Source organism: Dehalobacter sp. DCA (assembly GCF_000305775.1).
Lineage (GTDB): Bacteria > Bacillota > Desulfitobacteriia > Desulfitobacteriales > Syntrophobotulaceae > Dehalobacter > Dehalobacter alkaniphilus.
The window spans coordinates 1,611,917-1,627,366 of record NC_018866.1 but is presented as its reverse complement, the minus strand read 5'-3'; the positions used below and the strand labels follow the sequence as shown (position 1 = coordinate 1,627,366).

General features: G+C 45.0%; 12 protein-coding genes and 1 pseudogene. 12 read left to right on the top strand and 1 reads right to left on the bottom strand.

Annotated elements, in window-relative coordinates; genetic code table 11:
* The first annotated feature begins 134 nt into the window (after positions 1-134).
* From DHBDCA_RS07835 to DHBDCA_RS07800, 7 genes are all read left to right on the top strand, one after another.
* Complete coding sequence (locus DHBDCA_RS07835; RefSeq protein WP_015043677.1) at positions 135-710, top strand: 5-formyltetrahydrofolate cyclo-ligase; 576 nt, start codon at positions 135-137, stop codon at positions 708-710.
* Between the two features lie 40 nt (positions 711-750).
* Positions 751-1,248 carry an NADH-quinone oxidoreductase subunit NuoE gene (gene nuoE / locus DHBDCA_RS07830; protein ID WP_015043676.1) on the top strand — a complete coding sequence of 166 codons (498 nt, stop codon included), beginning with the start codon at positions 751-753 and terminating at the stop codon, positions 1,246-1,248.
* 13 nt (positions 1,249-1,261) lie between these two features.
* Complete coding sequence (gene nuoF, locus DHBDCA_RS07825) at positions 1,262-3,208, top strand: NADH-quinone oxidoreductase subunit NuoF (RefSeq protein WP_015043675.1); 1,947 nt, start codon at positions 1,262-1,264, stop codon at positions 3,206-3,208.
* A 115-nt stretch (positions 3,209-3,323) separates the two neighbouring features.
* Positions 3,324-5,999, top strand: a complete 2,676-nt coding sequence (fdhF, locus tag DHBDCA_RS14950) for a formate dehydrogenase subunit alpha (RefSeq protein WP_015043674.1) — start codon at positions 3,324-3,326, stop codon at positions 5,997-5,999.
* 243 nt (positions 6,000-6,242) lie between these two features.
* Positions 6,243-7,079: an NYN domain-containing protein gene (locus DHBDCA_RS07810; RefSeq protein WP_015043673.1), complete on the top strand. Its 837-nt coding sequence runs from the start codon at positions 6,243-6,245 to the stop codon at positions 7,077-7,079.
* Positions 7,080-7,141: 62 nt separating this feature from the next.
* Entirely contained in the window at positions 7,142-8,227 is a 1,086-nt protein-coding gene (locus DHBDCA_RS07805; RefSeq protein WP_015043672.1) for a hypothetical protein, read from the top strand.
* A gap of 234 nt (positions 8,228-8,461) precedes the next feature.
* Positions 8,462-8,683 carry a hypothetical protein gene (locus DHBDCA_RS07800; RefSeq protein WP_015043671.1) on the top strand — a complete coding sequence of 74 codons (222 nt, stop codon included), beginning with the start codon at positions 8,462-8,464 and terminating at the stop codon, positions 8,681-8,683.
* 155 nt (positions 8,684-8,838) lie between these two features.
* On the opposite strand, the gene DHBDCA_RS07795 is transcribed toward DHBDCA_RS07800, so the two are convergent.
* Positions 8,839-9,036 (bottom strand): hypothetical protein, encoded by a 198-nt coding sequence (locus tag DHBDCA_RS07795; RefSeq protein ID WP_015043670.1) that lies wholly within the window; start codon positions 9,034-9,036, stop codon positions 8,839-8,841.
* 361 nt (positions 9,037-9,397) lie between these two features.
* Here DHBDCA_RS07795 and DHBDCA_RS07790 point away from each other — a divergent pair, with 361 nt between their 5' ends.
* The 5 genes and pseudogenes from DHBDCA_RS07790 to DHBDCA_RS07770 all read left to right on the top strand — a co-directional run bounded on the left by DHBDCA_RS07790 (position 9,398) and on the right by DHBDCA_RS07770 (position 15,309).
* Positions 9,398-10,840 (top strand): IS4 family transposase, encoded by a 1,443-nt coding sequence (locus DHBDCA_RS07790; RefSeq protein ID WP_015042633.1) that lies wholly within the window; start codon positions 9,398-9,400, stop codon positions 10,838-10,840.
* An 83-nt stretch (positions 10,841-10,923) separates the two neighbouring features.
* Positions 10,924-11,383: pseudogene (locus tag DHBDCA_RS07785) on the top strand (winged helix DNA-binding protein).
* 62 nt (positions 11,384-11,445) lie between these two features.
* A complete protein-coding gene (locus DHBDCA_RS07780; protein ID WP_015043668.1) occupies positions 11,446-12,285 on the top strand; it encodes a DegV family protein in 840 nt (279 codons plus the stop codon).
* A gap of 181 nt (positions 12,286-12,466) precedes the next feature.
* The gene (locus DHBDCA_RS07775; RefSeq protein ID WP_015043667.1) at positions 12,467-12,763 is read left to right on the top strand and encodes an ArsR/SmtB family transcription factor; all 297 of its coding nucleotides are present in this window, start codon (positions 12,467-12,469) and stop codon (positions 12,761-12,763) included.
* Between the two features lie 80 nt (positions 12,764-12,843).
* Entirely contained in the window at positions 12,844-15,309 is a 2,466-nt protein-coding gene (locus DHBDCA_RS07770) for a CoA-disulfide reductase (protein ID WP_015043666.1), read from the top strand.
* Positions 15,310-15,450: the final 141 nt, after the last annotated feature.

Here is a 15,450-nt window from a genome sequence, read left to right as displayed (position 1 = left end):
GGGGATAATTTCTTAGGGGAAAAATGCTAAACGAACATCATTGTTAGGAAATTGCAATTTTAGAAGTGATTAATGTCGAAAATTTGATTAATTTTGCTCTATAATGCAGACATATGACCAGGAGGAAGCAGAACGTGAACGAAAAAGAAAAAGATTTATTTCGAAAAAAAGTTCTTCAAATCAGGAGGGTCATGACAGCTGATGAACGTAGGCAAAAAAATGATCGGATTCAGAGGAATATAATGTCTTTGCCAGATTATCAGAACGCTGAGATAATTATGATGTACTTAAATTATTGGGATGAAGCAGAAACTACCGGGGTTGCCGAAGAAACGCTCAAAGCACGAAAAAAGCTGATCATTCCGTTATGTCAGGGGGAAACTATCATTCCGTGTGAGATCAGAAATGTTAAAGATGATGTGCAGTCAGGGACTTTTGGAATCAGAGAGCCGCGTTCCGACCGCTTGCATCCGGTATCCCCAGAAGAAATTGATCTGATTCTAGTTCCGGGTGTCGTATTCGACAGGCAAGGCGAAAGGATTGGTTTTGGCAAAGGCTTTTATGACCGTTTTCTGCCTCAATTAAGGAAAGACGTCTGCATCGTCGGTTTGGCGTACGATTGTCAGCTGGTTGAAAAAATTGCAGCAGAGGATCACGATTTTAAAATGTCTTTACTGCTTACAGAAAATGGTGTAATCTATGTTCCATAATCATATTTGCGAAGATTATGACAATTTAAGGAGAGTGAATATGTGTAAGTGTTGTGACTCCAAACAAGAGGCAGTATTTGCTGATTCCAACCAACACAGGCTGAATGAGATCCTCTCTGCTTATCAGGGTCATGATGGTGCTCTTATTCCGGTTCTCCAGGAAGCTCAGGAAGTGTATGGTTATCTTCCTGAGGCCGTCATGCGGGCCATTGCCGAAGGACTGAAGATTCCTGAGGCAAAAGTATTTGGCGTCGTTACTTTCTATGCTCAGTTCAGACTGAAACCAACAGGCCGTAATTTGATCCGGGTTTGTATGGGAACGGCCTGTCACGTCAGGGGCGCTCAGAAAGTACTTTTTGAGATTGAACGTGAACTCGCAATTGTTGCCGGAGAGACTACCGCTGATCAAAGATTCACGTTGGAAACCGTTGCTTGTATTGGAGCCTGTGGCCTGGCTCCTGTCATGACCATCAACGGTCAGGTTTTTGGGAATATGAATTCCGGCCTGGTGCCGGATATTCTGAAAAGATTTAAATAAGGGAGGGGAAACGATGAAGGTTTTAGCGAACCCGTGTTGTGAAAAATGTCATCATACAACATCCACTCCCTGTTCCGATTATGTTCAATGCAGGACGGAAGGGCCGTTATGCCATGACGATGTTTCCTGCAAACAGCAGAGGCAGAAACTGATGTCTTTGATCCTGGAACCAGACAGAAAAAATAAGCAGGTTCTGGTCTGCAATGGAACAGGCTGCTTTTCTTCGGGTTCCCAGACATTAATCGATCTACTCAGGGAAGGATTGGCTGAAAGAGGCATCCATACGGCTGACGTCCGCTCTACGGGCTGTCATGGTTTTTGCGAACAAGGGCCGACCGTGATCATTGAACCGGACAAGACTTTCTATACGAAGGTTAAAGCGGAGGACATCTCCGAAATCATCGAAAAAGATATTATACGTGATGAAAAAGTCGAAAGACTTCTTTACGAGGATCCGGTATCGGGGAAACTCGCGGCAAATTTTGAGACCGTGAATTTATTTGCCAAACAGAAACGGATCATCCTTGATAACTGCGGCAAGATCGACCCAGAGGAAATCAGCCATTATCTCGCTAAAGACGGCTACAAGGGTTTGGCCAAAGCGATTCAAACCATGAGCCCGGACAAGGTTGTGGAGGAAGTCAAAAAATCAGGCTTGAGAGGCCGCGGAGGTGCAGGCTTTCCGACAGGACTTAAATGGAGTCTATGCCGCCAGTCAGAGGGCACCAAAAAATATGTGATCTGCAACGCAGATGAGGGAGATCCCGGTGCGTTCATGGACAGGGGCGTTCTTGAAGGAGACCCGCATGCGGTGATTGAAGGAATGCTGATCGGAGCTTACGCGATTGGCGCTGACGAGGGTTATATCTACTGCCGGGCCGAGTATCCGCTCGCGATCGACAGGCTTAAAACCGCGATTGCCCAGGCTGAGGAAAACGGATTACTGGGCAATAACATCCTGAATTCCGGATTTAACTTCAAACTAAAGATCAAAGCCGGTGCAGGCGCTTTTGTCTGCGGCGAGGAGACGGCCCTGATTGCTTCCATTGAAGGCAAGCGCGGGATGCCGACGGTCAGGCCTCCCTACCCTGCCGTCAAAGGTCTCTGGGGGAAACCGACCAATATTAACAACGTCGAGACTTGGGCCAATGTACCGTATATTTTACGGAATGGCACAGACTGGTATACGCAATTCGGCACTGAAAAAAGCAAAGGCACCAAGATATTTGCTCTGACCGGCAAGGTCAATAACACCGGCCTGGTGGAAGTGCCGATGGGGATCACGCTGAGGGACATCATCTTTGATATCGGCGGCGGGATCAAGGACGGGAACCAATTTAAGGCTGTTCAGATCGGGGGGCCCTCCGGAGGCTGTCTGCCCGAGGAAATGCTGGATATTGAAGTCGATTATGATAATCTGACCGCCGCAGGAGCAATGGTTGGCTCAGGCGGACTGGTTATCCTTGATAATACGACATGTATGGTCGATATTGCGCGTTTTTTCTTAAGCTTTACCCAAAAGGAATCCTGCGGCAAGTGTACACCCTGCCGGGAAGGAACGAAGCGGCTTCTGGAAATCCTGGTCCGGATCACCAAGGGTGAGGGGCAAGCTGAGGACCTGAATACGTTGGAAAATCTGGCCAAGGTTATCAAACGGACATCACTGTGTGGTCTTGGTCAGACAGCCCCGAATCCGCTGCTCGCTACACTGCGCTATTTCCGTCACGAATATGAAGCCCATATCTTTGAGAAACGATGTCCGGCACATGCCTGTACCGCGCTGATGGAATATACGGTCGACAATGAAAAATGCAAGCGCTGCGGGCAATGTTCCAAAGTCTGTCCGGTCGGCTGCATCACCGGGGATAAAGAGACACCCTATGTGATCGATACGCAGAAATGCATTAAATGCGGGGCTTGTCTGAAAAAATGCAAATTTAATGCAATCAGCTTAGCTTAGTATTTCAAATGGTTATCCAGATAAGCTTAGGAATGGCTGATCAGGTATTCGTTTATTTGAATGTCGAGTGATTTGTATTGTTTGCTTGGATGAAAAGTGAAAAAGGAGTGAGAGTGTGGAAAAGGTTCAACTCCAAATTGACGGAAAAACTGTATTGGCCTCAGCAAAATCTACGATTTTGGAAGCTTGCCGGAAAAACGGGATTTCTGTTCCGACACTGTGCCATGCTCCCGAACTGACCAACTGGGGCGCTTGCAGGTTGTGCATGGTCGAAGTAGAAGGCATGCGAAACCTGGCTACAGCATGTACGATGGAAGTACAACAGGGGATGGTCGTAAGGACTTCAACATCGGAAATTAGGGAAGCCCGCAGAACTATCCTGGAATTGATTTTAGCGAACCATGATATTGACTGCCTAACCTGCGAAAAGATGGGAGACTGCGATCTTTCCCGTTATGCCTATGAATATCAGGTCAAAGGAAATACTTTTCAGGGAGAGAAACGCTGCTCTGACCCGGATGACAGCAATCCGTTCATTTTTCGGGATATGAATAAATGCATTTTATGCGGCAAATGCGTGAGGGCTTGTGCCGAGATTCAGGTCAATAATGTTCTGGATTATTCCAAACGCGGTTTTGAAACCCAGGTTGGGCCTGCTTTTGACCTGCCGTACGGTGACTCGGATTGTGTATTCTGCGGCTCATGTCTGGCCGTTTGTCCGGTTGGCGCACTGACTGAAAAACAAATGATCGGCAAAGGACGTCCCTGGGAAATCAAAAAGGTTCGGACCACGTGTCCTTACTGCGGAACAGGCTGCAATTTTGACCTGAACGTCAAGGACGGCAAAGTGATCGGAGTAACCTCCAATTCCGATGCACCGGTTAATGGCAGGGCACTGTGTGTGAAAGGACGATTTGGATATGATACGATTCACAGTCCGAACCGCCTGCAAGCTCCGTTGATCAGAAAAGACGGTGAACTGGTCGAAGCGAACTGGGACGAAGCCATTGATCTTATCGCAGAGAAATTCACGGCAATCAAGGCCGAAAATGGTCCTGATTCGCTAGGTGCTTTAAGCTCAGCACGCTGTATCAATGAAGACAATTACCTGATGCAAAAACTGATGCGCGCAGTGATCGGAACCAATAACATCGATCATTGCGCCCGGACCTGACACGCTCCCTCTGTGGCCGGTCTGGCCACTTCATTTGGTTCGGGAGCTATGACGAACTCAATTGGTGAAATACCGCATTCTAAGGTTATTTTAGTGATCGGTTCCAATACGACTGAAGCTCATCCCGTCATCGGCGGCAAGATCAAGCAGGCAGTACTCAACGGCTGCAGACTGATTGTGGCCGATCCGAGGGGAATCGAGCTGACCGGGTTTGCCGAAGTCTGGATGCGGCTGCGGCCCGGGACAGACATCACGCTGGTCAACGGGCTGATGCATATCATTCTGAATCAGGGATGGGAAGATCGTTCCTTTATTGAAAAAAGAACGGAAGGATATGAAGGACTGAAGGTGATCCTTCCTAAATATACGCCCGAGTATGTCAGCAGGGTTACCGGGGTTCAGGAGGAACTCCTTTATCAGGCTGCGGAGATCTATGCTACAGCCGAAAGTGCCCAGATCTTCTATACACTGGGCATTACCGAGCATATCACCGGTACGGACAATGTGATGTCCCTGGCCAACCTGGCCATGCTGACCGGCAATCTTGGCAAAGAAAATTCCGGCGTCAATCCGCTGCGGGGACAAAACAATGTCCAGGGAGCCTGTGATATGGGCGCGCTGCCGAACTTCTTCCCGGGATATCAGAAAGTGGAAGACGAAAAAGCAAGAGACAAATTTGAAAAGGTCTGGGGAGTACCTTTAAACCCGAACAAAGGGTACATGATCCCGGATATGTTTGAAGCCTCTCTTAAAGGGAAGCTGAAAGCAATGTATATCATGGGAGAGGACCCGGTTTCAACGGATGCAGATGCCCACCATGTACGCAAGGGACTACAGGCACTTGACTTTCTGGTTGTCCAGGATATCTTCCTTACCGAGACAGCCAAACTGGCCGATGTCGTGCTTCCCGGCGTGAGCTACGCGGAAAAAACCGGAACATTTACGAATACCGAACGTCGCGTGCAAATGGTCAACAAAGCGGTTGAGCCTGCTGAAGGCGCCAAACCAGACTGGCAGATTATCAGTGCCATTGCCAACAGAATGGGCTCTGATTTCAACTATCATTCAACGGCAGACATCATGAATGAAGTCTCTTCACTGGCACCGCAATACGCGGGTATTTCGCACGAACGTCTCGGAACGCATGGCCTGCAGTGGCCGGTTACCTGTGAAACCCATCCGGGTACCCCGATCCTGCATATGGATGGCTGCACGCGGGGCAATGGGCTGTTTATGCCAATTGAAGCCAGAGTTTCGGATGAGCTGCCGGATAAGAATTATCCTTTCCTGCTCAGCACCGGACGCAAACTTAGCCACTATAACATCTCGACGCGCTATTCAGACGTGTTAAGTGCTTATTCGGCAGAAGAATTTGCCGAGGTCAACCCTGAAGATGCCAGGAACCTAAATGTCTGTGACGGTGAGAAGGTCAGGGTCTCCTCACGCCGGGGCGAAGTGGATACAAAGGTCAGGGTAACGGACAAAGTTCCGCCTGGAATGATCTTCATGACGTTCCACTATGTGGACTCCCCGGTCAATGTTTTGACGAACGCAGCTTGCGATAAGGTCTCGGGTACGTACGAATACAAGGTGTGTGCAGTTAGAATTTCGAAGTAAAACAATATGGGCAGTTGCTAATTATTGCATCATCAAGGTAAATTTAAGAATATGCATGAAAGGCAAAAAATACAAAAATTTGTCACCAACTAAAAAAGTCTTCCTTCAGAGTTTAAATCTGAGGGAAGACCTTATTTTTTGTAGAAAGAAAACCATAGACTTTTGATAAACATAAGCCTGTCACTCCTTGTCCGAGGCAGACATATATTGATAGAGGAACAATGAGCAAAAGGGGTATCTTCATTGAAGGCAATAGCATTTGTTGATTACGAAAATATCTGGGAAGGCCTTCACGAATACGGCTATAGGCTGATGCCCGAGGAGTTTATTCAGCTCCTGGAGGACTATGCGGATCATATTGGAGTGGATCTAAAAGCCGTCTATTTGTATGCAAATTTTGACAAGGAAGAATTCTGGAGGACCCAAACTGCCTTTGAAAAGAAAAACATCTTCACGCGTCATGTCTATGGGAAAAATAACTATGTGAACACCGAAATCCGTGCAAATGCGGCGGATACGGAACTGATGCTGGAGGTTCAGGAAATTCTGGTGACCAGACCGAAAGCCGCAGAACTGTTTCTTTTATTTACAAGTGATGGCGATTTTCTGCCTATTATCCGAAGAATCCGTGCCTGGGGGAAAGAAGTCCGAATCATCGGTGTCAAAGACAAAATCAATCACTTGCTGATTCCTTACTGTGAAAGTCTGGATGTTTTCTTTAATCTTCTCAATAAGGATTCTGCCAAGTATATGCCGGTTGATGATTTTCCGACAGGAATCGAATTGATTGCTGAGATGCAGATGAGATTGCCCTATGTTGCTTCCACCAGGGCTCGGTCGTATTTAAGTACCAAGCTAGGAAGAGCGGCCTCTGAAGTCAAAGATTTTATCCAGTACCTTTTGACGGAGAACTGCCTGATAGAAAAAGAATTCCGTGATCCAAACCTTGTCATCAAAAAGACCAAGATCTATTTGTTAAACCTGGTCAACCCATTGATCACAGAAATCCTGGGCAGTAATCTGACAGAACAGCTTGCAGCCCGTTACGCAAGATTGAGTTCAGAGATTGTTGAGAAGTAACGGAAGCCTGTCACCGATTGTCCTTTTTTCTCATAGGATATGGAAAAAAGGAAAGGTGTCCAATGAACGATCAGCTGCAAGAAATGTTGGCAATGCCCGGAGTTATAGGCTTTGGTAACGGGATTAAAGAAACCAATGGTCATCCGACGGGAACGGAAGCATTACTTGTTTTTGTCGAGAAAAAGATTCCCCGCTCGGAACTCGGGGACAATGAATGTGTACCAAATCTGATTAATAATATACTCACCGATGTAATCGAAATTGGGGAAATTTTTGCTCACAATGAAGCCAGTGGCAGGCGCGCAGCAGCACAAGGGTTCGTTGTTTTCCTTCGAAACCTCGTGGGGAATCCCGCGAAAAATTTCCCCAAAACCCTGCACAAAAACCTGACGTTCAATTTTAATGCAAAAGCTACAACCAAAGAAAGAATAAATGCTGGTGACTTCCTGAGTCTATGGAGATGGCTAATTAAAGAACGGGGAGGTTCTTCGGCGGTCAGCAGGATTTCTTTGGTCAGACCTGCAGTCCCGGGTGTCAGTATTGGTCATTATCAGGGGGGAGCCGGAACCTTTGGAGCGTTAGTCTATGATAAAAAAAGCAGCCAGCCCCTGATCTTATCCAATAATCATGTCTTGGCGAATACATCGATGATGAGCAATGCCCGGGCCTCGATCAACGATCTAATTACTCAACCGGCAGGAATAGATGGTTCAAATGAAGCTATCGGTTATCTTGCAAGGTATGCGGCATTAAATGTTTACCCTAATCCGAATTGCGTGGACTGCGCTGTCGCCAAACCGGTAAGTGCCGCTGCTGTGAGCCCAGAAATATTGGAGATCGGTAAAGTTACGGGTGTGACTGAGGCCGCACCCGGCATGACGGTAAAAAAATCAGGGAGAACTACAGGACTAACGATTGGCAAAATCAGAGCAATTAATTCAACAGTAAAAGTCAATTATGGAGAAGGTAGAATTCTGTTATTTGAAAAACAGATCATTGCTTCCAAAATGTCTGAACCGGGCGACAGCGGATCCTTGGTTGTAGATTTCAGAAACAGGGCTGTAGGTCTGCTATTTGCCGGCTCAAATCAAAGTACAATTATTAATCCGATCAATCAGGTTCTCGAAACACTTCAAGTAAAGTTCTAGTGCAGTTATTCAAACTCTGGTTTTGTACCTGACGTACATACCAGAGTTTTTTGACGGCCACGAATGGACCGGCATTTATTGAATTGCTTGCAAATCCGGCGCTTTTGAAATGTCCTTTCTTTGGCATGGTTTGTGTATATTAAAAGAGGAGGGTTCCTGGCAAGGAATCCTCCGTAAGACCAGACGCTGCTGTTTGTGTTCCCTATTCGAAACTACGCTTATCTGAGGGCTAAAATGATCAATGCAATAAGCAAGATGACAAAGGCGATGATTAATACCGGAGAAAAGATAAAAAAGTTAATAATAAGGAATAAACTTGCTAAAACAACTCCGGCTATCAATCCCGGGATAAAACCAATAACAGGCGGTGGGGGGACTGGCGGAATCGGTGGAACAGGTGGATGTGGTGGAACAGGCGGAATAGGGGGCACAGGTGGTCCAGGGGGGAATGGGTAACGATTACAGCAACAGCCGCCCAACCGTTGATCGAAAAGCAATGACATTGAAATTCCTCCTCTTAAGATGAAGATTAGGCCCAAAGGGCTTTAATAAGATAAGAGGAACATGGGCTGCCCCAAAAATATTTGGACAGCCCCAAACTGCATATCCCTTTAGAAACTCAAACGGAAAATGACGACTCCGAGAAGCAGCAAGATCAGACCAGCCAGAATCGCGATTGGGTTAACGATTGAAGGCCAAGCAACTAAAAATAACCCCAGACCAGCGGCAGCAATTGCGCCGATCAATCTGAGGACAGGGAAAGACTCTGACGAATCTACTTCCTGCGTACGGATAACCTGTTGAAGCATTGTATGGTCCCCTTTCTTCTTGTGTCACAGCATCGACTTGTCTTTTTATATTATTCGGCTTGTCTGAGGTATGTTCATGATCCAAGGGGTTTTATGGTATTTTTCTAAAAATTCTTCCTAAAAAATATATTTCGAATTGACAAAAACATTGGCCTGACATATAGTAAAACTAATTTAGTTTGAGCGTCAAACAAAGAAGTATGATGGTAAGTGGTGCTTTATGAATCTGAAGTTTCGCACCCATAAAACAGCCGAAAATTCGGCTTAGAATAAGACGAAAAAACGATAAAAATCCGCATGAACACTAGGTTTTTGGTATAATAAGATGCTACTCCAAATCAACCAAAAATGAGGTGTTATCATGCGGAAACCTGTCAAAGAAATTGAAAACGTACTCCAAAATCACGGCTATTCGATTAACAATATTATATGTGAAGTTATGAAGACGTTCAAGCTTAAAACGCTTTGCCGCAAAGTTGGTTTTCTGAAACAGGATGGTTACAGTTCCGCGGAAATCCTCTCACTAATGTTGATGTTGCCCCTAATGTTACTGAAAAGTGTCCACGCGTTATATAAAAGCGATTTCCAAAAGGTTACTACTATGAAGAAAGATTCCATATATCGACTGAAGAACAATGAAAAAATGCCTTGGAGAGCATTGCTGATCGGTATATCCAAACAGTTTCAACGATTGGTTAATCCTACGAACGAAGTGGATGAAAAGTCCGCTTTCATTCTAGATGATACAACTCTTGCTAAGACAGGTCGAAGAATTGAACAAATGACCCAGGTGTTTGACCATGTTGCAGGGAAGAAAGGTAGCAAATTAGGCTTTAAAAATTTAACCCTTGGTTTCTTCGATGGTAAAAGCCTCACGCCTATAGACTTCACTTTACAAGTGGAAAAGCCCTTAAAAAAGGCAAGGCACCGTAAAGAACGGTTCAAAAAGCAACGAGACCCCAAATCTGCTGGGGCTAAACGGATCAGAGAATGCCATGTTAGCAAAATTTCGAACGGTCTGGATATGATAAAACGGGCGGTAAAACAGGGGTTTAAGGCTAAATATGTCCTGGTTGACAGCTGGTTCAGCAGTTACGAGTTCATTCAAACGATTCGAGGATTAGACAAAAAATCGATGCATTTGGTCTGTGGTGTTCGGCAAGATACGAGGAAGTATCGCTACAAAGAGACTTCCCTTAATGCCAGCCAATTAAAATCGGTCCTCAAAAGTGAGGGAAACGAAAAACGCTGTAGGAAACGGAATATCCGTTATTTCGAAGTCCTTGTTGATTATGAAGGAATCGGACAAATCAAACTGTATTTTTGCCGGTTTCCCTATCAAAAGAAATTTAGACTGTTCCTCTCGACGGATATATCTCTTAGTTTATTGAGTATGTTGGAGATTTACAGTATCCGTTGGACCATCGAAGTCTTTTTTAAGGAAGCCAAGCAGCATTTGAAGCTCGGGACTTGTCAATCGAGGGATTTCGATGCGCAGATTGCCCATATCACGACCTGCTATCTCCTCTATACACTCCTAGCCTATTTTCGACGAGTAAACGCCTACGAATCCTTAGAAGGATTATTTGCGGAAATCAAGGACGAACTCATAGAGAAGAATGTAGCGGAGCGGCTCTGGGAATTATTTGATGATTTGCTGCAAGTGGTGATCACCAGCATCGCCAAGTCTGGTTTAGTGGACATTTTGGAATTTAGGAATTCCAGTGAATATGAACATTTGAAAGAACTATTTGAGAATTCTTTTCTTAGTAATCAGCTTATAGCCCTTAAAAATGCCAGTTAATCGGTAATAATCAGAAGGAACCACTGGCATTAGGATACCTTTAAATTAGAGATACAAGGGTTTTGAGGGGTGCGAAACTTCAGATGAATAATCTTTATGGGACTTTAAATGAACTCCTGGTAAAACTATTCAACGACATTCTCCAAATCGAAGAACTGTCCCTTAAGGAGAATGAATTCAGCGACCTCTCTATCACAGAAATACATGTGATTGAAGCAATTGGCCTCACTAAGCGCCAACATGTCTTCTGTAGCCAGAGATTTGGACATTACGATTGGGACTCTGACCTTTTCGGCTAACAACCTTGTGCAGAAAGGCTATGTAAACCGGATCAGAAGTGATGATGACCGACGGATTGTGCTAGTTTCTCTTACCGACAAAGGTGTACAGGCTTATAAGCATCATGCCGGGTTTCATGATGAAATGATCCAAACAACCATTTCCCGACTTTCGGATGAGGAAATGGAAGTACTTGTCTCGGCTCTCGAAAATATTAACGGGTATTTTAAGGTCAAGTACAATTTGAAAAGAAGAGAAAAATAACAGAGCAAGCTGCACAGACACGTGAGGTTGGAAAGAATGTCAGTTACGGGAGGTTGGAAAGAATGTCAGTTAGGATTATTACGGACAGTACAAGTGATCTCCCCGGCTATTTGATAGAGAAATATAACATTACTGTCGTGTCGTTGAAAGTCCTGTTTGGGGAGGAGGAATATAGAGACGGCGTTGATATTACCAACGAAGAGTTTTATGCCAAAATGGCAAGGCATAAAGAATTGCCGACGACAGCCCAGGTGAATCCGGGTGAGTTTGTCGAGGAATTTACCAAACATGTAGACCAAGGCGATGAAATCATCGGTATTTTTATTTCTTCCAAGCTGAGCGGAACGTATAATTCCGCTGTAATGGCCAGGGAGATCATGAATAAGGGCAGAATCTATGTAATCGACTCTAATAGCGCTACTTTCGGACTTGGACTATTGGTCGTTGAGGCAGCCGAGATGGCTGCTGCAGGTAAAAGTGCGGAGGATATTGTTAGAACAATTGAGATTCTGAAAGATCAGGTTCAATTCTATGGCGTTATTGACAATCTAGAGAATCTGAAAAAAGGCGGAAGACTATCAGCGACCAGTGCATTTGCCGGCAGTATCCTGGGTATTAAGCCAATTATTTCTATTAAAGACGGAGCGGTCATTGTCGTAGGAAAAGCCAGAGGAAGAAAGAAAGCCTTCTTTTGGATTCTGGAGAACCTAAAAAACAACCATGTGGATTTAAATAATAAGAGAATTTGTATTGCGCAGGCTGCAGCACCTGAGAGTCTGGAGGAATTTAAACAGATCATTCTCAAAGAATATGCGCCAAAAGAAATTGTGGTATTTTCGCTGGGCCCTGTGATTGGAACCCACGCTGGCGCAGGCTGCATAGGAATAAGCTGTTTCGGATAGGGAAACAGACCCGTTTATGATGATTCGCCCCGCATCTTCAGTAGGAGGTGTGGTCTTTTAGCATGTCAAAAATAGAATTTACGGATAGAGGAAAGAAAAGAATGAATAACGGCAATGATAGAATTGACAAATATATTTATATATCCTAATATACAAATATAAGGATATGGAGGGGATTTGCTTGTTGACTTATAAGGATAATCCGGTTTATTTCGAAGAAAAGGCGGATATATTAAAAGTACTTTCCCACCCTGTCCGGCTTTGCATTGTCAAAGGCCTGATGGAAAATGGGGAAAGCAATGTAATGGGCATGCAGAATTGTCTGAGTATTCCGCAGTCGACAATTTCTCAGCACTTATCTGCGCTGAGAAATAAGGGAATTATAAGGGGTAGACGCGAAGGACTCGAGGTCTTTTACTCGGTTCAGAATCCATTAGTGAAAAAGTTGATCCACCTGATGTTTTCCGAACAATACTAAATATTTTGAATTTGAATTATTAAGCAATAAAACTAAAAAAATAAACAATAATAATATAGGGTCGAGGAGGTTGGTATCTAATGCATAAAAGAATTGTGATTGTCGGTGGGGTCGCTGGAGGAGCAACCACTGCTGCAAGATTAAGAAGACTTGATGAAGAATCGGAAATCGTTATATTCGAAAGAGGCGAACATATTTCTTTTGCGAATTGCGGACTGCCCTATTATATTGGAGGCGCGATCAAAGGACGGGATAAACTTCTTGTCCAGACCGTTAAAGGAATGACCAACAGATTCAATCTGGACATCCGGATAAAATCAGAAGTAACCGCGATTAACCGGCAGGATAAAAAGATTCAGGTAAAAAACCTCGACACAGGTGTCGTCTATGAGGAAAGCTATGATCTACTCATTCTTTCGCCCGGAGCAAGTCCTATCGTTCCAGGGATTGAGGGCATCACCGACAACCCGAGGGTATTCTCGCTTCGAACAATTCCCGATGCCGAAGCCATTGACAGTTATATTGATCAAAACCAGGCTAAAACAGCGGTCGTTATAGGCGGCGGATTTATAGGCCTTGAAATGGCCGAAAATCTGAAAGAACGTAACCTTGATGTCTATCTGGTTGAAGCCACTGATCAGGTGCAACCCTCACTGGATTATGAAATGGCGAGCCTTCTGCACACGCATCTCCGCGAAAAAGGTGTCAGGCTGATTCTGAAGGACAGTGTCGTGAAGCTGGAAAGATCAAAGGTCTATCTTCAGAGCAGCCAGGAGATTGAAGCAGATCTAATCGTAATGGCTATCGGCGTTCGTCCGGAAAGCATGCTCGCCGTTCAGGCCGGTCTGGAAATCGGCGAAAGAGGAGCTATCCGGGTTAATGAATATCTGCAGACCAGTGATGAAAATATTTATGCAATCGGTGATGCAATTGAAGTCAAAAACTATGTTACAGGTCTTCCGACAAATATACCGCTGGCGTGGCCGGCAAACAGGCAGGGTAGGCTTCTAGCCGATAATTTGTATGGCAGCCGTAAGCCTTACCGCGGGACTTTAGGAACTTCAGTTGCCAAAGTATTTGATTTGACGGCCGCTTCTACAGGTATCAATGAAAAAACAGCAGCTAAAATGGGAATACCGTATAGGGTCATTCATATTCACCCGAATTCCCATGCCGGATACTATCCGGGTTCGACAGTGCTCGATATGAAGATGGTCTTTACTGAAAACGGCAAAATACTTGGTGCGCAGGCCGTCGGGCGCAAGGGTGCAGAAAAGAGAATTGATGTGATCGCGACGGCTATCAAAGGCAATTTAACGGTTTATGACCTGCAGGATCTGGAACTGGCCTATGCACCGCCATATTCCTCCGGGAAAGACCCGGTCAATATGATTGGGTATGCTGCGGCCAATTTGCTGGATCATATGGTCAAGACTGTTCAATACCATGAAATCGACAATATTGTCGCTGCTGGAAATATTTTGGTTGACGTCAGGCAGCCTGAAGAAGTAGAACTGGGCAAGATCAATGAGTCAATCAATATCCCGCTTCCGGAGCTCAGAAAGAGGCTTGGGGAGTTGCCGAAAGATAAGCCGGTTTACCTGACGTGCCAGATTGGCCTCAGGGGATATATTGCGGCTAGAATCCTTCAACAGCATGGTTATGACCCGATCAACCTTGACGGAGGTTTCCGGACGTATGCCAGTGTTTACTGGGCGGTTGAAAAGAAGGATAAAGGAGCGGTAAAAGTTGATGATACCGGAAAAGCTTTTACCGAATCCCCGGAAGCCAAAATCAGAGCGAATAAAGTGATCGACTGCTGTGGTCTACAGTGTCCCGGACCGATCAAACAGGTATTTGAAAATATGAAAATCCTAGAAGAAGGCCAGGTCCTGGAAATCTTGGTTACGGATCCCGGCTTTGCGAGGGATATTGAGGCCTGGTGCAGTAAGACCGGCAATACGCTGCTTAAAACAGAATTAAACGGGGATTATCTGAAAGCCTATCTGCGCAAAGGAAGCATGAAGCCTACCGACCAGCCGCAGGTAAACGTAAACGTTGCGGTGGAGGAAAAACCCAAGGGCGCGACGCTGATTGTATTCGAGCAGAATATGGATAAGGCCCTTGCCTCATTTATCATTGCGACCGGCGCGGCATCCATGGGTAAAGAAGTAACGATGTTCTTCACATTCTGGGGGCTGAATATTCTTAAGAAATATGACGCACCTAAGGTAAGCAAGGATTCTCTGGAGAAAGCCTTTGGCATCATGATGCCCCGCGGACCAAGAAAACTGCCTATCTCCAATATGAATATGGGTGGCATGGGTGCTAGAATGATCAAGTACGTCATGAAAAAGAAAAATGTTGATAGTTTGGAAGAACTGCTGCATAATGCGATGAAAATGGGTATTAAGATCGTAGCCTGCTCCATGTCGATGGATGTGATGGGAATCAAAAAGGAAGAACTGATTGATGGCGTAGAAATCGGTGGCGTTGCCACAATGCTTGCCAAGTCTGAGGAATCAAACTTGAATCTATTTTTCTAAGACATAAAATAGTTAATTTTTAAGATCTTCCAGCTTTATTGAGAAAATAATTTATGTAATTTCCACTGAAAATATGGTAGATTATTAAGTACAGACTTAGTACCTGTTATACCATTATAATTATTTTAGGGTTTACAAGTA